Consider the following 17,027-nt stretch of genomic DNA (forward strand, 5'->3'; position numbering starts at 1 on the left):
GGTTTCAGATCGCCCGCCCACCAGATAGCAACAATGAGGGCAACAATCAGTCCGGCAATGACCGTTTGCAGGTTTGCGCTGGAGCTGGCACCCCGCGAACCGATGTACCAGACCAATACCAGCGTGCCGAGCTCTGCTAACAGAAGCTGCCAACCATGCCAGCCAAACATTGCCTGGCCGAATCCGGCGGCAATGTGCAATGCCGCAGGTAACCCCACTGGAATTACCGATAAAAAAAGCCACCCGGTAACGCGCTCAAGCCGTGAGCCAAAGGCCATGCCGACAAAATGCGCCACGCCGCCTGCGCTGGGAAAATGGCGACCGAGTACGGCAAAGACAATCGCCACCGGAAAGACTAAAACGATCAGCACCGGCCATGCCCACAGGCTGTTGTTGCCAGCAACCAGCGCGGCAAGTGCGGGGACGGCGAAAACGCCTGTACCTAACAATGATGTCGACAACAGGCCAACGCCTTGAGCCAGTCCCAGCTCTTGTTTTAATCCGCTCATAAGTTGTTATCCGGTTATGCCCATGTACCGGGCTACAGCGCAGATTTTCGATGGTATCACAATCGGATTTGCTTATGACGACGTAGCTGAAATCGTTATGAAATGTGAGGCGTGTCGGTGTTTTGACGGGATTTTCTGCTGATAAAAATTTTTTTTCGCTTGCCCCCTTGAAGGCACAAAAGCCCATCCCCATCTCTCTGGTCACTAGCCGGGATACCGTTTACGGGCCGGCGTCACCCATAACTGATAAAGACTTTCTCAAAGGAGAGCTATCAATGAGTATTCGTCCGTTACATGATCGTGTGATCGTCAAACGTAAAGAAGTTGAATCCAAATCTGCTGGTGGCATCGTACTGACCGGTTCCGCTGCAGGTAAATCAACTCGTGGCGAAATCATCGCTGTCGGTAAGGGTCGCATCCTGGACAACGGTTCTGTACAGCCGCTGGACGTGAAAGTCGGCGATATCGTCATTTTCAACGATGGCTACGGTGTTAAATCTGAGAAGATCGACAATGAAGAAGTGTTGATCATGTCCGAAAGCGACATCCTGGCAATCGTTGAAGCCTAATCCGCGAACGACACTGAACATACGAATTTAAGGGAAAGAGAAAATGGCAGCTAAAGACGTAAAATTCGGTAACGACGCTCGTGTGAAAATGCTGCGCGGCGTGAATGTACTGGCAGATGCAGTGAAAGTTACCCTCGGTCCAAAAGGCCGTAACGTAGTTCTGGATAAATCTTTCGGTGCACCGACCATCACTAAAGATGGTGTTTCCGTAGCACGTGAAATCGAACTGGAAGACAAGTTCGAAAACATGGGTGCGCAGATGGTGAAAGAAGTTGCCTCTAAAGCGAACGACGCTGCAGGCGACGGTACCACCACCGCAACCGTACTGGCTCAGTCCATCATCACTGAAGGCCTGAAAGCCGTTGCTGCGGGCATGAACCCGATGGATCTGAAACGTGGTATCGACAAAGCTGTCGCTGCTGCCGTTGAAGAACTGAAAGCACTGTCCGTACCGTGCTCCGACTCTAAAGCTATTGCTCAGGTTGGTACCATCTCCGCTAACTCCGACGAAACTGTAGGTAAACTGATCGCTGAAGCGATGGACAAAGTCGGTAAAGAAGGCGTGATCACCGTTGAAGACGGTACCGGTCTGCAGGACGAACTGGACGTAGTTGAAGGTATGCAGTTCGACCGTGGCTACCTGTCTCCTTACTTCATCAATAAGCCGGAAACTGGCGCAGTAGAACTGGAAAGCCCGTTCATCCTGCTGGCTGATAAGAAAATCTCCAACATCCGCGAAATGCTGCCGGTTCTGGAAGCCGTTGCGAAAGCAGGCAAACCGCTGCTGATCATCGCTGAAGATGTTGAAGGCGAGGCGCTGGCAACTCTGGTTGTTAACACCATGCGCGGTATCGTGAAAGTGGCTGCGGTTAAAGCACCTGGTTTCGGCGACCGTCGTAAAGCGATGCTGCAGGATATCGCTACCCTGACCGGTGGTACCGTTATCTCTGAAGAGATCGGTATGGAGCTGGAAAAAGCAACTCTGGAAGATCTGGGTCAGGCTAAACGCGTTGTTATCAACAAAGACACCACCACCATCATCGATGGCGTGGGTGACGAAGCTGCAATCCAGGGTCGCGTGACTCAGATTCGTCAGCAGATCGAAGAAGCAACTTCAGACTACGACCGTGAAAAACTGCAGGAGCGCGTAGCGAAACTGGCAGGCGGCGTTGCGGTTATCAAAGTTGGTGCTGCGACTGAAGTTGAAATGAAAGAGAAGAAAGCCCGCGTTGAAGATGCCCTGCACGCGACTCGTGCTGCGGTAGAAGAAGGCGTGGTTGCTGGTGGTGGTGTTGCGCTGATCCGTGTAGCAAGCAAAATTGCCGGCCTGAAAGGCCAGAACGAAGACCAGAACGTGGGTATCAAAGTTGCGCTGCGCGCAATGGAATCCCCGCTGCGTCAAATCGTGCTGAACTGCGGCGAAGAGCCGTCTGTAGTGGCTAACACCGTGAAAGCGGGTGACGGTAACTACGGTTACAACGCTGCAACTGAAGAATACGGCAACATGATCGACATGGGTATCCTGGATCCAACCAAAGTAACGCGTTCTGCTCTGCAGTACGCGGCTTCTGTTGCGGGTCTGATGATCACCACCGAGTGCATGGTTACCGACCTGCCGAAAGGCGATGCGCCTGACTTAGGTGCTGCTGGTATGGGCGGCATGGGTGGAATGGGCGGCATGATGTAATTGCCCACACCCTGCATCCTTCAGGCTGCAGATGCGTTGGCTGCGTTTGCTAACCCCAGTCACTTACTTGAGTAAGCTCCTCGGGATTAACAAACTGGCCGCCTTCCTGCAACCAGAATGATTTGGGTGCTCATCTCCCAGAATTGAGAAACCCTCGGGCAGAAATGTCCGGGGGTTTTTCTTTTGGTCATCTTTTTAGTATATGATTCAGCTACGGACATAACGTCCAACTAATTGATTATGGGGAATGACATGCACGTGAAATATTTAGCAGGGATCGTTGGTGCCGCGCTACTGATGGCGGGTTGTAGCTCCAGCAACGAACTGAGTTCAGCCGGGCAAAGCGTACGCTTTGTCGAAGACAAGCCTGGCGCAGAGTGCCAACTGATAGGCACGGCAACCGGTAAGCAAAGCAACTGGCTTTCTGGCCAGCACGGCGAAGAGGGCGGCTCAATGCGTGGCGCAGCAAACGATCTGCGTAACCAGGCTGCGGCAATGGGCGGTAACGTGATTTATGGCGTCAGCAGCCCATCGCAGGGAATGCTGTCCAGCTTTGTTCCTACCGCCAGTGAGATGATTGGGCAGGTTTATAAGTGCCCTAACTGATTACACTTCATCCTTCAACCAGCCTCTTTGTTGGCTGCGCTGTGAAACCCCAGTCACATAGTTATCTATGCTCCTGGGGATTTTCTTCGCTTGCCGCCGCGATGCAGATTGAATTATTTTGTGTAATAAAGTGGCCTGGACAGGCTCATGCAATCGTAGGCCTGATAAGCGCAGCGCCATCAGGCATTCTGAGTCTTATGCGCAGACTGAACGCGTAAATGATGCAGCGCGCGCAGGCACTGATCCTGATTGAGCTTTTGCGTCTTATCACCCGTCAACGTTCTGACAAACACCTGGCACGGTACACCGGCAAGTTTTTTCAGCCGTGGGCTGAAATCGAGCAGACGGCGAGTAATGGCTTCGGCCTCTTTGCTGCCGGAAAGGGCGCGAGTTTTTACTACCGAACCACAGTACTGGGCTTTTCCTTTATCATCCGTATAGCGGTAAATAATCGCCAGATAATGATTAAACAGGTTATGTTTCCATTCGGGGTGTGTATAAGAATCGTATTCCAGATTGTCGTTTTGCTGGCAATCCACATCGTACAGCGGCAGAAAATCCAGCAGCGATGTAATTCGTAGCGCTAAATCCCGCATGCCAGCATTATTTATTGCATGAATAATTGCATGCGCCAACACCTGAATCTGTAATTCATTAATCAGTAATTCATCTGTTTTCCCGTCATGCAGCGTCAGAGAAAATGCTAAGTTCTCCCCTTTATCATCCACTAACGTCAGTGAATTTATGCGACGGTTAATATCCGCATTCTTTAACTCATCTTCCTGAATTAAAGGAATATTTTCGTGCATCTTTTTGCTGGCTTTCTCGCATTCTTTCTCATATTGCACACGCTCGTCTTCGCTTAGTTGATGTTTGGCGTATAGCTTGCTTTCCAGAGCAATAAACAAGTCTCTTAGCCCAAGCGGAGAAAGAAAAAACAGCGACTCTTTATTTCTTGGTTCTTTTATCTTTAATGCCAAAGCAACAAATTCATTCTTCTGACGAATAACGCCGGTATTAATACCTTTAATACTGATAGCCATCAAAGGTTCTCCCTAACCATATATTTATTGATGTTCTGCATTTGAAACTATTGATAAAATTTACGAATGAATGATTTTACAGCGCTAATTAAAATAGCACAGATTAAAAGTGTGGCTCCACTTGTTGGAATTTAAATGATAAGTAATCGTGTCGAGTGTCCGAAATCGGACACTCAATAATGACTATTGTTGGCGTAACTGCAAATCCAACGGCGTTTTACTTGGCTCACCGCCAATTTCGCGCGCCAGTTTTGGGACCATATAGCCTGAAATCAGCGTCAGCAGCTCTCGCATGATTTTCCGTGCCTCATCGTCACTCACCATAAAGTGAGCGGCTCCCTGCACTTTATCCAGTACATGCAGGTAATAGGGCATTACGCCCGCATCAAACAGTGCATTGCTCAGGTTTGCCAGCGTTTGTGCGTTGTCGTTCACGCCACGCAGCAGGACGCTTTGGTTAAGCAATGTGACACCCACTTTACGCAAGCTGGCCATTGCCTGACGAAATGTCTCATCAATTTCGTTCGCGTGATTAATGTGATTGACCAGCAGAATCTGCAGGGAAGAGTGTGCAAAACGCTCGACCAGTCCTTCAGTAATACGCGCCGGGATAACAATCGGCAAACGGCTGTGAATTCGCAGACGCTTAATATGCGGGATGGCTTCCAGTTGCGTGAGCAACCAGTCCAGTTCATGGTCTTTGGCCATTAACGGATCGCCACCGGAGAAGATAATCTCATCCAGCTCAGGATGTGCGCTAATGTAGTCCAGGGCGACCTGCCAGTTGCGCTTATTGCCCTGGTTTTCAGCATACGGGAAGTGTCGGCGGAAGCAATAGCGACAATTTACCGCACAACCGCCTTTAACCAACAGCAGCGCCCGGTTGCGATATTTATGCAGCAGACCGGGAACCACGCTGTGCTGTTCTTCCAGTGGATCGGTCGAGTAGCCTGGTGCGGAAACGAACTCTTCCTGAGAAGTAAGTACCTGACGCAAAAGCGGATCGTCTGGATTGCCTTTTTCCATGCGGGCAATAAACGCACGCGGAACGCGCAGGGCGAAAAGCCGTCTCGCATCGCGTCCGGCCAACAGTTTTTCATCTGCGTCTATATTCAAAAGATGCAGAAGTTCATCAGGATCGGTCACAACATCGGCAAGTTGCGATAACCAATCTTCTCTGGATGGGGTATTTAGGGTTACAATATGCGCCATTTTGTGGCTTAGCTACCAGTTAACAATTTTCAGAGGGCCTTATGGCAACGTACTATAGCAACGATTTTCGTGCTGGTCTTAAAATCATGTTGGACGGCGAACCTTATGCGGTTGAAGCCAGCGAATTCGTTAAACCAGGTAAAGGCCAGGCGTTTGCGCGCGTTAAGCTGCGTCGCCTGCTGACCGGTACTCGCGTAGAGAAAACCTTCAAGTCTACCGACTCCGCTGAAGGCGCAGACGTAGCCGACATGAACCTGACTTTCCTGTATAGCGACGGTGAGTTCTGGCACTTTATGAATAACACCACTTTCGAACAGCTGGCTGCTGACGAGAAAGCGGTAGGCGATAACGCTAAATGGCTGCTGGACCAGGCTGAATGCATCGTGACCCTGTGGAACGGTCAGCCGATCTCCGTGACTCCGCCGAACTTCGTTGAGCTGGAAGTCGTTGAAACCGACCCAGGTCTGAAAGGTGACACTGCAGGTACTGGTGGTAAACCAGCGACGCTGTCCACCGGTGCAGTGGTTAAAGTTCCGCTGTTCGTACAGATCGGCGAAGTCATCAAAGTGGATACCCGCTCTGGCGAATACGTATCCCGCGTGAAGTAATATTCTTCATCTTTCAGGCTGCATCAGGCGGCCTGAATGATTTTGCGTATTTCTAAGATGTGGGTGCAGATTGCTGCGCCATACTTTTCCAGGGCAGGAATGATGAAACGTCTTCTCGGTCTTGTAATGCTTATCCTTTTCACCAGCACCCTCCTGGCGGGCTGTAATACGGCGCGCGGCTTCGGTGAAGATATCAAACATCTCGGTAATTCAATTTCTCACGCTGCCAGCTAGTCCCCTCATGTTGTCTTAAAAACGGTCGTTTATCCGTCACCCTCCCGGATCTTGTCTATTATTAAGTAGCTATACACAAACAATATTGGCTAAAAAAGGAAGACGTTATGGTTAAGAAGACAATTGCTGCGATCTTTTCTGTGTTGGTACTTTCTTCCGTATTAACGGCGTGTAATACGACGCGAGGCGTAGGTCAGGATATTTCTGAGGGTGGTAGTGCCATTTCTGGTGCAGCGACAAAGGCTCAGCAATAGCTATGAACGGTACGACGCACCGTCGTACCGTTAATTCATCTTCTCAGGTAGAGAGAGAAACGGTGAAAAGCGGTTCCCCAGGTGCAGCTTCATACGGATATTTCGCTTATAGGTGTATACCGTCTTACCATGAATGCAGAGCGCGGCGGCTATTGCATTGTTATCAACGCCATCCATCCACAACGACAGTACCTTCTCTTCCTGTGGTGTAAGCAGCGGTGTGGCATTTTTAGGTGTATCCAATACGGGGCGGATCTGTAGTGCATTCTGGATCGTGCGCGAAAGATCATGCAACGCGATGTGTTTGGACAATGTCGAGTGAACGGCAGAGTGAGGGGGATCGATTGGGTTATGCGATCGGTCGCCTGATTGTAGTAAAATCAGCGGGATGGCGCCGCAGCTCATAAAAAATGGTGCGATGGGGGGGCTGGAGTGAATATCGCTGAGAAAACTACATAAATCTGCGATTACCAGATGTGGCTTCCACTGCAAAATATGCTCTTTAGCCAACATCAGATTATTAATCCCTGACACCAGAAATGAAGAGTTGAACATACCAGAATGATTAAGCAAGGCCTCTATCCCTGTGCGGGTGAAGTGGCACCGGTCAATCACTAAAATTTTAAGCATAAACCTTTCGCATTCAGAAGAGGATCAAATGGCTTTCTGAGTTCAGAAAGCTCTTCATCATAGAGAAGTCCAATGTGAGCCAAATGCGGGAACTACGCCTCTAATTGGGCTTAATTCTTGCTTTAAGTAAGCAATGAATAAAAAGGTTGAAATTCATTTTCTCCCGGGCAAAAATGCCATTTCATACATCCGCTTTGCAGGACGACCTGCAAACGCATCTTTCACCCGGGGACGGCCCCATTGTGTACTGGAGCCAGTCATGTCCTGGATCGTTTTACTTATCGCGGGCCTGCTTGAAGTTGTCTGGGCTATTGGTCTGAAATATACCCACGGTTTTACCCGTTTAACGCCAAGTATTATCACCATTGCGGCGATGATCGTCAGTATCGCTATGCTTTCCTGGGCGATGAGAACGCTACCGGTTGGTACGGCTTATGCCGTCTGGACCGGCATTGGCGCCGTCGGGGCGGCCATTACCGGCATTCTGCTACTGGGTGAATCAGCCAGTCCGGCACGTCTGCTCAGCCTGGGGTTGATTGTTGCCGGCATTATTGGCCTGAAGCTCAGCACCCACTAAGCGCCGGGTTGTTTTACCCAAATCAACTTATTCACTTCAAATCCCTCCCGGGTCGCGACTGCCAGCATCTGCTGTTTCATCTCATCTGAAATCGTTGGGGTGCGAGAGAGGATCCACAGATAGTCGCGATCCGGGCCGCAGACCAGCGCATGACGATATTCCCTATCGAGAGCAATCACGTTATACCCACCATAGAAAGGGCCAAAGAACGAGACCTTAAGAGCAGCCCGGCCAGGATCGCCGGTGAAATAGGCTTTGCCTTCCGTTTTTTGCCACATTTCCCTGTCCGGGTTATAGCCTTTGTTGATGACGTTGAGCCCACCATCATCGCGCAGGCTGTAGGTTGCGGTCACTTTTTCCAGCCCACGTTCGAATCGATGGTCGAAACGCGCAATTTCATACCAGGTGCCGAGATAGCGTTTGGCATCAAAGTTATTCACCACGGTAACGCCTTTCGGCGGTGTTGGGGAGCTACAAGCGACAACCAGAAATGCAGCCGTAACTGCAGCAACAACGGGCAGAATGCGCATGGGATATTCCTTGCTGTATTTTTGTTAAGTGTAGATGACAGCAGGAAAAGAAGTGGAAGAAAGGAGGCCCGACGGATCGGACCTCAACGCCGGTTACTGCAGTTTTTCAAGGATGCGCCATGCCGCGTCGACGCGAGCAGGATTCGGGTAGCTTTTATTGGCCAGCATCACGATGCCAAGATTTTTCTCCGGAATAAAAGCCACATAACTACCAAATCCGCCAGTCGAACCTGTTTTATGTACCCAGGAGGCTTTTACTGCGGGGGCAGGTGGGTTTACCTCAACGGCCGGAAGCGCCGCCAGAGCGATTTTACTGTCGCTGCCGTTGATAATAGTGTCTGCTTTTACCGGCCAGTTAAGCATTTCCCAGCCTAAGCCCTGGTACATCTCACCAATGCGCCAGTAACGTGACTGTGCGAGCCCGATGCCCTGCTGCAGGGTTTTCTCCTGCACGTGGCTGGCGTCCATATTGGCCTGAACCCAGCGAGCCATATCCATAATGCTGGATTTCACACCATACGCTTCGGCATCAAGCTGGCCTGGCGAAACATGTACGGGCTTGCCATCGCGATAGCCCCAGGCATAATCTCGTTGCTCGTTCTGCGGAACGGTAATCCAGGTGTGAGTGAGTTTTAATGGCTGCAGGACGCGTCTGATCATCGCCCCTTCGTAGCTCATTCCAGAGGGTTTCACCGCCAGTACGCCAAACAGACCAATGCTGGAGTTAGCATAGAGACGTTTAGCGCCCGGGGCCCACTGGGGTTGCCAGTTTTGATAAAAGCGCAGCAATGCAGTTTTATTCGTCACCTCGTCGGGGATCTGCAGCGGCAGGCCACCCGCCGTATAGGTGGCTAAGTGCAGCAGACTAATGTTCTGCCACTGTTTGCCTGTGAGTTCCGGCCAGTACCGGGTGACCGGATCGCTGAGTTTGATTTCGCCGCGGGCGATCGCATCGCCGCCCAGCACGCCATTGAAGGTCTTACTGACTGAACCGAGTTCGAACAGTGTGTTCTGTGTAATCGGACGATTATTGGCGATATCAGCTTTACCCCAGGTAAAGTAATACGGTTTTCCCTGGTAGATAACGGCCACGGCCATACCCGGAATAGCCTGCTCCTGCATCAACGGGGTGATGGTGCGATTAACGATATCGGCAATCTGTTGTTCTGTTTTTGCGGCGGCAAACGTTGAGAAAGAGGCTGTCAGCAGTAGTGCGCAGCATAACGATTTTTTCATCATGAAATCATTTCCGTAATAAAAAGCGAAAGGGTGTCCGGGCCCGTCAGACGCAATCAGTGTGTTTGATTTGCACCGTGTTGACAAACGGTTAAATTTAGCAGCAGATATAAGTTTTTCTAACAGGTTAGATGATGACGCGTAGCTATATCCCACTTAATTCTCTGCGGGCTTTTGAAGCGGCCGCCAGGCATCTCAGCTTTACCCGCGCAGCAATTGAGCTTAACGTGACGCATTCTGCCATCAGCCAGCATGTGAAAGCGTTGGAGCAGCAGTTGAATTGTCAGCTCTTTATTCGCGTTTCACGAGGCCTGATGCTCACGACAGAAGGTGAGAGTCTGTTACCTGTACTTAATGATTCTTTCGATCGTATGGCGGCGATGTTAGACCGCTTTGCCGGTAACCAGTCTCAGGAAAAACTGAAAATTGGTGTGGTGGGCACTTTTGCGGTGGGTTGCCTTTTCCCACTTCTACACGATTTTAAACGGTGTTATCCGTATATCGATTTACAGCTTTCCACGCATAATAACCGTGTTGATCCTGCTGCAGAGGGGCTGGATTATACCATTCGCTACGGAGGGGGAGCCTGGCACGATACTGATGCGCAATATTTATGTAGCGCGCTGATGTCTCCGCTTTGTTCACCCGAGCTGGCCTCTCAGATTCAGACTCCTGCAGATATCCTGAAATTTCCGCTATTACGATCGTATCGTCGTGATGAATGGGCGCTGTGGATGCAGGCCGCTGGAGAAGCGCCGCCGTCACCGACGCACAACGTGGTGGTGTTTGACTCGTCGGTCACCATGCTGGAAGCCGCGCAGGCGGGGATTGGTGTGGCAATCGCCCCGGTCAGAATATTCACGCATTTACTCAGTAGTGAGCGTATCGTACAGCCGTTTTTAACGCAGATTGATCTGGGGAGTTACTGGATAACGCGTTTGCAATCTCGCCCGGAGACACCTGCGATGCGCGAGTTTTCTCGTTGGCTGATCGGCGTATTGCACAAATAAAAAGGCCCGCCAGTGGCGGGCCCAATAGGTAACAGCTGCGATTAGATAGTCAGAATGCCAATCGCTGTTACAACGGTCAGGATAGCAGCCAGGCCGTAGAATACCCATTTGCCAGCAGGCACGTGGATTTTCAGGTCATGCATCGCGTGGTGCATACGGTGTAAACCACACCACAGCGGCAGAACGATCATCAGGAACAGAAACGCACGTCCGATGAAGCTCTGGGCAAATGCCATAATGCGCTCATAGCTCAGCGCATCGCCCGGGAACAGACCCAGCGGCAGCATAATACCAACCAGCAGAACCACTACCGGCGCAATGATTGCGCCCCACATACCACCTGCACCAAACAGACCCCAGAATACAGGTTCGTCAGAGCGTTTTGGATTTGGATTAATCATCCCGGACTCCTTACCAGTACAGGGCTACATACAGTATGACTACGGTCACTACCGCAGTAACTACCCAGAGACCTTTGATGATCGGCTCTGGCCCCATTTTTTCGTCTTTTACGATGATGTTGGCGGCTTTCGGCGCCAGCTCAAACCAGGTTTTGGTATGCAGCAGTGCTGCAGCCAGGACAACCAGGTTGAGGATGACCACCACCGGGTTTTGCAAAAAGCCGACAAAGCCCATCCAGGACTCAGCACCATGCTTCAGAGCAAACAGGCCGAAAATCAGTTCAATACTGAACCAGACTGCCGGAACTGCCGTGCCTTCGCGCAGCATGTAAAAGCGATAAAATGGCAGCTTTTTCCACCAAGTGGACGTCATCGGCCGCACATAGGGTTTGCGTTTAGTCGTCATCATGCACTCCTTAGCGTGGTTTCAGGGTAGCGATAAGAAAGTCTTTTGAACTTTCAACTTTACCCTGCTGAATGGCCGCAGCCGGATCGACGTGTTTCGGGCAGACTTCGGAGCAGTAGCCCACGAAAGTACAGGTCCAGACGCCGTTCGGGCTGTTCAACTGAGCCATACGCTCCTTCTTGCCGTGGTCGCGGCTATCTTCGTTATAGCGATGCGCCAGCGTAATTGCAGCCGGTCCAATGAACTCAGGGTTCAGGCCGAACTGCGGACACGCGGCGTAACACAGACCACAGTTGATGCAACCGGAGAACTGATGATATTTCGCCATCTGCGCCGGAGTCTGGGTGTTTGGACCCTGATCCGGTGTACGCGGGTTACCAATGATATACGGCTTGATCGCTTCCAGACTTTCGATGAAGTGCGTCATATCGACGACCAGATCGCGTTCAATCGGGAAGTTGCCCAGCGCTTCAACCTTCATACCGTTGGTGTAATCACGCAGGAAGGTTTTGCACGCCAGTTTCGGCACGTTGTTGACCATCATGCCGCAAGAGCCGCAAATTGCCATACGGCAGGACCAGCGATAGCTCAGGTCTGGTGCCAGGTTATCTTTGATGTAGCCCAACGCATCCAGCAGAGACGTGGTTTCATCATAAGGAACTTCATAGAAAGCACTGTGCGGCGCAGTATCGGTTTCCGGGTTATAGCGCACCACCTCAACTTTCAGGTTTTTCAACTCAGCCATTCGCCTTCTCCTTCTTATCGGCTGCTTCCGCTTCGCCACCGTAAACACGTTTAGCCGGTGGCAGAGTGGTGATTTTCACGTCGCTGTATTCCAGGCGAGTCGTGCCGTCAGCATCGCGGAAGGCGAGGGTATGTTTGAGGAAGTTCACGTCGTCACGCTCGGTGCAGCCTTCATCCAGACGCTGGTGCGCGCCGCGGGATTCTTTACGTGCCAGCGCGGAGTGCGCCATACATTCGGCAACGTTCAGGCCGTGACCCAGTTCAATGGTGTACAGCAGGTCGGTGTTGAATACGCTGGAAGTATCAGTGATACGTACGCGCTTGAAGCGCTCCTGCAGTTCCGCCAGCTTATCAACGGTTTTCTGCATGAGTTCCGGTGTACGGTAGATGCCGCAACCTTCTTCCATGGAGATACCCATTTCGTCACGGATCTTAGACCAGTTTTCGTTACCTTCCTGGTTAACCAGATCTTTCAGACGTTTTTCAACGCCAGCAACCTGTGCATCAAGAGCGGCACTGTTTGCAGCGCCAGCTGTTGCAGCGCGTTCCGCAGCTTGTTCACCGGCCATACGACCGAAGACCACCAGTTCCGCCAGGGAGTTAGAGCCCAGACGGTTAGCGCCGTGCAGACCAACAGAGGAACATTCACCCACCGCGAACAGACCTTTAATACGGGTTTCGCAGTGCTGATCGGTTTCGATACCGCCCATGGTGTAGTGTGCGGTCGGGCGTACCGGGATCGGTTCTTTAACCGGATCGACACCCACGTAGGCTTTCGCCAGTTCGCAGATGAACGGTAAACGTTCGAGCAGTTTTTTCTCGCCGAGATGGCGCAGGTCGAGGTGAACAACATCGCCACGTGGGGTGGAGATGGTGTTGCCTTTACGCCATTCGTGCCAGAAAGCCTGAGAAACTTTGTCACGCGGACCGAGTTCCATGTATTTGTTTTTCGGCTCGCCCAGCGGAGTTTCTGGACCCATGCCGTAGTCTTGCAGATAACGGTAGCCATTTTTGTTGACCAGAATACCACCTTCACCACGGCAGCCTTCAGTCATCAGGATACCGGAACCAGGCAGACCTGTTGGGTGATACTGAACGAATTCCATATCACGCAGCGGAACGCCGTGGCTCAGCGCCATGCCCATACCGTCGCCGGTTACGATGCCGCCGTTGGTGTTGTAACGGTAAACACGACCCGCGCCGCCCGTTGCCATCACGACTGCGTTAGCACGGATTTGTACCAGGGTGCCTTCCATCATGTTCATGGCGACCAGGCCGCGAGCATGACCGTCGTCCACCAGGATATCCAGAACGAAGTGTTCATCAAAGCGCTGAATTTGCGGGAACTGCAAAGAAGTTTGGAACAGCGTATGCAGCATGTGGAAGCCGGTTTTATCCGCGGCAAACCAGGTACGCTCGATTTTCATGCCGCCGAAGCGACGTACGTTGACGCTACCGTCTTCACGGCGGCTCCATGGGCAGCCCCATTGTTCCAGTTGCGTCATTTCAGTTGGGCAGTGGTGGACAAAGTAATCCACGACATCCTGCTCACACAGCCAGTCTCCGCCTGCTACCGTATCGTGAAAATGGTAGTCAAAGCTGTCATGATCCTGCGCGACAGCAGCAGAGCCGCCTTCGGCAGCAACGGTATGGCTGCGCATTGGGTACACTTTTGAGATCAGTGCGATTTTAGCGTTGGGATTTGCTTGTGCGGCAGCAATTGCTGCACGCAATCCCGCGCCACCGGCGCCTATAATGGCAAGATCGGCTTGAAAGGTTTGCACGACATTCCTCCAGATTGTTGTTATTTCATCCCCGCCCGAATTCAGATGCTTAATCGGATTCAAACAGGTTATGAACGCGTTTCCACTGCTCCTTTATAGGTACAATAGTATAGTCTTAGGGATGTGAGGGAAATTTGACGTGTTCGATTTTTTTAGCGTATCAGAGGGCTGAATTATCATTGAATTTGATTAATTTAATTACTAAACCACCCAATGTTGCTTTTTTTACCCGCCAGCCAGTGTTTATTATTCCCGCGTGAAATTTGTCTCGCTAGCGCGATACGAGTAGACTTCGTGCCCTTGTCTGAAATCGGAGAAACAACCATGAGCGAAACGGCAACCTGGCAGCCGAGCGCGTCCATCCCCAATCTGTTAAAACGTGCAGCAATTATAGCGGAGATTCGTCGCTTTTTTGCCGATCGTGGAGTGCTTGAGGTTGAGACACCTTGCATGAGTCAGGCGACGGTAACGGACATCCACCTGTTCCCGTTCGAAACGCGTTTCGTCGGCCCTGGTCATTCCCAGGGGATGAACCTCTATTTAATGACCAGCCCGGAATACCATATGAAGCGCCTGCTGGTCGCAGGATGTGGCCCGGTGTATCAGCTATGTCGCAGCTTCCGTAATGAAGAGATGGGACGTCATCATAATCCTGAGTTCACCATGCTTGAGTGGTATCGCCCACACTACGACATGTATCGCCTGATGAACGAAGTGGATGATTTGCTGCAGCAAGTGCTGGACTGTTCACCTGCCGAAAGCCTTTCTTACCAGCAAGCTTTCCAGCGTCATCTGGAGATTGACCCGCTGTCTGCGGATAAAACCCAACTGCGGGAAGTGGCGGCGAAGCTGGATCTCAGCAATATCGCGGATACTGAAGAGGACCGGGATACCTTGCTGCAACTGCTGTTTACAATGGGCGTTGAGCCACATATTGGCAAAGACAAACCAACGTTTGTGTACCATTTCCCGGCCAGTCAGGCGTCACTGGCACAAATCAGTACCGAAGATCATCGCGTGGCTGAGCGTTTCGAGGTTTATTACAAAGGTATTGAGCTAGCGAATGGTTTCCATGAGTTGACTGATGCACGTGAACAGCAGCAACGATTCGAGCAGGATAATCGTAAACGTGCCGCGCGCGGCCTGCCGCAGCAGCCCATTGACACCAACCTGCTTGAAGCGTTGAAGGTTGGGATGCCGGATTGCTCTGGCGTGGCGCTGGGTGTTGACCGTCTGGTGATGCTGGCGCTGGGCGCTGAGAGTCTGGCTGACGTTATCGCCTTTACCGTCGATCGTGCATAACGGGTTATCCCTCTACAATACAAAGTGGCGATAAAACCGCCACTTTGTAGCACATTTTTTCACTTTCCCTCTAATGGCCACAATTTACATCTGGATATCTGATATCGTTTAGGTATCAATTCTGTGTTGATTTTTAATTGCTGAACTCTGCAAAGAGAGCGGTGCCAATCGGTGAGCGGCGTTTGCGAAACGCTTGCCAGAGTAAGGGATAGTTGAATGACCCAAACAATAAAGAAGATGAGCCTGCCAGGTCTCATCCTTATGATATTTACGTCAGTTTTTGGATTTGCCAATAGCCCTTCGGCTTTCTATTTAATGGGATACAGTGCTATTCCATGGTATGTATTTTCTGCATTATTATTCTTTATTCCATTTGCTTTAATGATGGCGGAAATGGGTTCCGCCTATCGGAAAGAAGAGGGTGGAATCTATTCGTGGATGAATAATAGCGTTGGACCTCGCTATGCCTTTATCGGCACCTTTATGTGGTTCTCCTCCTATGTTATCTGGATGGTCAGTACTGCCGCGAAAGTCTGGGTACCTTTTTCAACCTTCTTATTTGGCGCAGACATGACCCAGCACTGGCGTATCGCGGGGCTTGAGCCTACGCAGGTCGTCGGACTGCTCGCCGTTGGCTGGATGATTCTGGTGACCTGCGTGGCCTCCCGGGGTATTAATAAGATTGCGCGTATTACGGCAGTAGGCGGAATTGCCGTAATGTGTCTTAATTTAGTTCTGTTGTTAGTGAGTGTCGCTATTTTGTTATTAACTGGTGGCCACTTTGCTCAGGATATTAATTTTATCTCCTCGCCTAATCCGGGATATCAGTCTGGTCTGTCCATGCTGTCATTTGTGGTATTCGCCATTTTTGCTTACGGCGGAATAGAGGCCGTGGGTGGATTAGTTGATAAAACAGAAAAACCAGAAAAGAACTTTGCTAAAGGCATTGTTTTTGCCGCTATTGTCATTTCTGTTGGTTATTCACTGGCCATTTTTTTATGGGGCGTTAGCACCAACTGGCAGCAGGTATTAAGTAATAGCTCGGTCAACCTCGGCAATATTACTTATATCCTGATGAAGAGCCTCGGGATGACGTTGGGTAATGCGCTGCATCTTTCCCCTGAGACCGCGATGGCGATGGGCGTATGGTTCGCGCGTATCACCGGGCTTTCGATGTTCCTTGCCTATACCGGTGCTTTTTTTACCCTTAGCTACTCGCCGTTGAAAGCGATTATTCAGGGTACGCCGAAGGCATTGTGGCCCGCGCCGATGACCAAACTGAATGCGGTGGGGATGCCGACGACCGCAATGTGGTTGCAGTGTCTGCTGGTAAGCCTGTTTATCCTGCTGGTTTCGTTCGGCGGCGATACGGCTTCAGCGTTTTATAACAAATTGACCCTGATGGCGAACGTTTCGATGACGCTGCCGTATCTGTTCCTTGCGCTGGCGTTTCCGTTCTTTAAAGCCCGCACGAGTCTGGAAAGACCGTTTGTGGTCTTTAAAACCCGAGCGGCGACGCTACTGGCAACAGGTGTGGTCGTTCTGGTGGTGACGTTTGCCAACGTATTCACCATCATCCAGCCGGTGATTGAGGCCGGGGACTGGAACAGCGCATTGTGGATGACCGGTGGCCCGATCTTCTTCTCACTGCTGGCGATGGCGATCTATCAGAACTACAGTCGCCG

20 protein-coding genes are annotated in these 17,027 nt (G+C 51.1%); 10 read left to right on the forward strand and 10 right to left on the reverse strand.

Annotated elements, in window-relative coordinates; genetic code table 11:
* Positions 1 to 509 (reverse strand): L-methionine/branched-chain amino acid transporter (yjeH, locus tag JTI85_RS21235; RefSeq protein ID WP_255575066.1); only part of this gene is annotated, 509 nt, incomplete at its 3' end.
* Positions 510 to 784: 275 nt separating this feature from the next.
* Between yjeH and JTI85_RS03315 the strand changes: the two genes are divergently transcribed.
* From JTI85_RS03315 to JTI85_RS03325, 3 genes are all read left to right on the forward strand, one after another.
* Positions 785 to 1,078, forward strand: coding sequence for a co-chaperone GroES (locus JTI85_RS03315; RefSeq protein ID WP_005120976.1), 294 nt, complete (start codon positions 785 to 787; stop codon positions 1,076 to 1,078).
* Between the two features lie 43 nt (positions 1,079 to 1,121).
* Positions 1,122 to 2,765 carry a chaperonin GroEL gene (gene groL / locus JTI85_RS03320; RefSeq protein ID WP_003830576.1) on the forward strand — a complete coding sequence of 548 codons (1,644 nt, stop codon included), beginning with the start codon at positions 1,122 to 1,124 and terminating at the stop codon, positions 2,763 to 2,765.
* A 252-nt stretch (positions 2,766 to 3,017) separates the two neighbouring features.
* The gene (locus tag JTI85_RS03325) at positions 3,018 to 3,371 is read left to right on the forward strand and encodes a DUF4156 domain-containing protein (protein WP_003025468.1); all 354 of its coding nucleotides are present in this window, start codon (positions 3,018 to 3,020) and stop codon (positions 3,369 to 3,371) included.
* A gap of 179 nt (positions 3,372 to 3,550) precedes the next feature.
* Here JTI85_RS03325 and yjeJ read toward each other — a convergent pair whose 3' ends face one another.
* Both yjeJ and epmB read right to left on the reverse strand, forming a co-directional pair.
* Positions 3,551 to 4,414: a YjeJ family protein gene (yjeJ, locus tag JTI85_RS03330; RefSeq protein WP_219352111.1), complete on the reverse strand. Its 864-nt coding sequence runs from the start codon at positions 4,412 to 4,414 to the stop codon at positions 3,551 to 3,553.
* 183 nt (positions 4,415 to 4,597) lie between these two features.
* Entirely contained in the window at positions 4,598 to 5,626 is a 1,029-nt protein-coding gene (gene epmB, locus JTI85_RS03335) for an EF-P beta-lysylation protein EpmB (protein ID WP_048212915.1), read from the reverse strand.
* 41 nt (positions 5,627 to 5,667) lie between these two features.
* Here epmB and efp point away from each other — a divergent pair, with 41 nt between their 5' ends.
* The 3 genes from efp (at position 5,668) to ecnB (ending at position 6,722) form a co-directional block, all read left to right on the forward strand.
* A complete protein-coding gene (gene efp / locus JTI85_RS03340) occupies positions 5,668 to 6,234 on the forward strand; it encodes an elongation factor P (protein ID WP_003025478.1) in 567 nt (188 codons plus the stop codon).
* 99 nt (positions 6,235 to 6,333) lie between these two features.
* Entirely contained in the window at positions 6,334 to 6,468 is a 135-nt protein-coding gene (ecnA, locus tag JTI85_RS03345; protein WP_040232999.1) for a lipoprotein antitoxin entericidin A, read from the forward strand.
* Positions 6,469 to 6,575: 107 nt separating this feature from the next.
* Positions 6,576 to 6,722, forward strand: coding sequence for a lipoprotein toxin entericidin B (gene ecnB / locus JTI85_RS03350; RefSeq protein WP_003025482.1), 147 nt, complete (start codon positions 6,576 to 6,578; stop codon positions 6,720 to 6,722).
* Positions 6,723 to 6,752: 30 nt separating this feature from the next.
* Here the strand turns inward: ecnB and JTI85_RS03355 are convergent, their stop codons facing one another.
* Entirely contained in the window at positions 6,753 to 7,352 is a 600-nt protein-coding gene (locus JTI85_RS03355) for a LuxR C-terminal-related transcriptional regulator (protein WP_048212914.1), read from the reverse strand.
* A gap of 259 nt (positions 7,353 to 7,611) precedes the next feature.
* Here JTI85_RS03355 and sugE point away from each other — a divergent pair, with 259 nt between their 5' ends.
* Positions 7,612 to 7,929, forward strand: coding sequence for a quaternary ammonium compound efflux SMR transporter SugE (sugE, locus tag JTI85_RS03360; RefSeq protein WP_000118520.1), 318 nt, complete (start codon positions 7,612 to 7,614; stop codon positions 7,927 to 7,929).
* On the opposite strand, the gene JTI85_RS03365 is transcribed toward sugE, so the two are convergent.
* Positions 7,926 to 8,459 (reverse strand): lipocalin family protein, encoded by a 534-nt coding sequence (locus tag JTI85_RS03365; protein ID WP_048212912.1) that lies wholly within the window; start codon positions 8,457 to 8,459, stop codon positions 7,926 to 7,928. The two genes, sugE and JTI85_RS03365, sit on opposite strands and share 4 nt — an antisense overlap.
* 93 nt (positions 8,460 to 8,552) lie before the next feature.
* Positions 8,553 to 9,698, reverse strand: a complete 1,146-nt coding sequence (gene blaCMY, locus JTI85_RS03370) for a CMY-2 family class C beta-lactamase (protein WP_115601116.1) — start codon at positions 9,696 to 9,698, stop codon at positions 8,553 to 8,555.
* A 131-nt stretch (positions 9,699 to 9,829) separates the two neighbouring features.
* Between blaCMY and ampR the strand changes: the two genes are divergently transcribed.
* On the forward strand, positions 9,830 to 10,705 hold the full coding sequence (gene ampR, locus JTI85_RS03375) for a LysR family transcriptional regulator AmpR (RefSeq protein ID WP_219352112.1): 876 nt from the start codon (positions 9,830 to 9,832) through the stop codon (positions 10,703 to 10,705).
* A gap of 41 nt (positions 10,706 to 10,746) precedes the next feature.
* On the opposite strand, the gene frdD is transcribed toward ampR, so the two are convergent.
* Genes frdD through frdA form a run of 4 tightly spaced genes read right to left on the reverse strand, consistent with a single transcriptional unit; the run spans position 10,747 to position 14,040 of the window.
* Positions 10,747 to 11,106 (reverse strand): fumarate reductase subunit FrdD, encoded by a 360-nt coding sequence (frdD, locus tag JTI85_RS03380; protein ID WP_048212909.1) that lies wholly within the window; start codon positions 11,104 to 11,106, stop codon positions 10,747 to 10,749.
* 10 nt (positions 11,107 to 11,116) lie between these two features.
* Positions 11,117 to 11,512 (reverse strand): fumarate reductase subunit FrdC, encoded by a 396-nt coding sequence (gene frdC, locus JTI85_RS03385; RefSeq protein ID WP_048212908.1) that lies wholly within the window; start codon positions 11,510 to 11,512, stop codon positions 11,117 to 11,119.
* A gap of 10 nt (positions 11,513 to 11,522) precedes the next feature.
* A complete protein-coding gene (frdB, locus tag JTI85_RS03390) occupies positions 11,523 to 12,257 on the reverse strand; it encodes a fumarate reductase iron-sulfur protein (protein ID WP_048212907.1) in 735 nt (244 codons plus the stop codon).
* The gene (gene frdA / locus JTI85_RS03395) at positions 12,250 to 14,040 is read right to left on the reverse strand and encodes a fumarate reductase (quinol) flavoprotein subunit (RefSeq protein ID WP_048212906.1); all 1,791 of its coding nucleotides are present in this window, start codon (positions 14,038 to 14,040) and stop codon (positions 12,250 to 12,252) included. The genes frdB and frdA overlap by 8 nt, the downstream gene beginning before the upstream one ends.
* A 324-nt stretch (positions 14,041 to 14,364) precedes the next feature.
* On the opposite strand from frdA, the gene epmA reads away from it, so the two are divergent.
* Entirely contained in the window at positions 14,365 to 15,342 is a 978-nt protein-coding gene (gene epmA, locus JTI85_RS03400) for an elongation factor P--(R)-beta-lysine ligase (RefSeq protein WP_048212905.1), read from the forward strand.
* A gap of 216 nt (positions 15,343 to 15,558) precedes the next feature.
* Positions 15,559 to 17,027: glutamate/gamma-aminobutyrate family transporter YjeM (gene yjeM / locus JTI85_RS03405; RefSeq protein ID WP_219352558.1), on the forward strand; the 1,469-nt coding region annotated here is incomplete at its 3' end.

This window comes from Citrobacter sp. Colony219, assembly GCF_019382635.1.
Lineage (GTDB): Bacteria > Pseudomonadota > Gammaproteobacteria > Enterobacterales > Enterobacteriaceae > Citrobacter > Citrobacter youngae.

What these genes read in the sequence shown, in the direction of transcription:
- JTI85_RS03315 (WP_005120976.1), top strand. Translation starts at nt 785, where the DNA reads ATGAGTATTCGTCCGTTACATGATCGTGTGATCGTCAAACGTAAAGAA.
- groL (WP_003830576.1), top strand. Translation starts at nt 1,122, where the DNA reads ATGGCAGCTAAAGACGTAAAATTCGGTAACGACGCTCGTGTGAAAATG.
- JTI85_RS03325 (WP_003025468.1), top strand. Translation starts at nt 3,018, where the DNA reads ATGCACGTGAAATATTTAGCAGGGATCGTTGGTGCCGCGCTACTGATG.
- yjeJ (WP_219352111.1), bottom strand. Translation starts at nt 4,414, where the DNA reads ATGGCTATCAGTATTAAAGGTATTAATACCGGCGTTATTCGTCAGAAG.
- epmB (WP_048212915.1), bottom strand. Translation starts at nt 5,626, where the DNA reads ATGGCGCATATTGTAACCCTAAATACCCCATCCAGAGAAGATTGGTTA.
- efp (WP_003025478.1), top strand. Translation starts at nt 5,668, where the DNA reads ATGGCAACGTACTATAGCAACGATTTTCGTGCTGGTCTTAAAATCATG.
- ecnA (WP_040232999.1), top strand. Translation starts at nt 6,334, where the DNA reads ATGATGAAACGTCTTCTCGGTCTTGTAATGCTTATCCTTTTCACCAGC.
- ecnB (WP_003025482.1), top strand. Translation starts at nt 6,576, where the DNA reads ATGGTTAAGAAGACAATTGCTGCGATCTTTTCTGTGTTGGTACTTTCT.
- JTI85_RS03355 (WP_048212914.1), bottom strand. Translation starts at nt 7,352, where the DNA reads ATGCTTAAAATTTTAGTGATTGACCGGTGCCACTTCACCCGCACAGGG.
- sugE (WP_000118520.1), top strand. Translation starts at nt 7,612, where the DNA reads ATGTCCTGGATCGTTTTACTTATCGCGGGCCTGCTTGAAGTTGTCTGG.
- JTI85_RS03365 (WP_048212912.1), bottom strand. Translation starts at nt 8,459, where the DNA reads ATGCGCATTCTGCCCGTTGTTGCTGCAGTTACGGCTGCATTTCTGGTT.
- blaCMY (WP_115601116.1), bottom strand. Translation starts at nt 9,698, where the DNA reads ATGATGAAAAAATCGTTATGCTGCGCACTACTGCTGACAGCCTCTTTC.
- ampR (WP_219352112.1), top strand. Translation starts at nt 9,830, where the DNA reads ATGACGCGTAGCTATATCCCACTTAATTCTCTGCGGGCTTTTGAAGCG.
- frdD (WP_048212909.1), bottom strand. Translation starts at nt 11,106, where the DNA reads ATGATTAATCCAAATCCAAAACGCTCTGACGAACCTGTATTCTGGGGT.
- frdC (WP_048212908.1), bottom strand. Translation starts at nt 11,512, where the DNA reads ATGACGACTAAACGCAAACCCTATGTGCGGCCGATGACGTCCACTTGG.
- frdB (WP_048212907.1), bottom strand. Translation starts at nt 12,257, where the DNA reads ATGGCTGAGTTGAAAAACCTGAAAGTTGAGGTGGTGCGCTATAACCCG.
- epmA (WP_048212905.1), top strand. Translation starts at nt 14,365, where the DNA reads ATGAGCGAAACGGCAACCTGGCAGCCGAGCGCGTCCATCCCCAATCTG.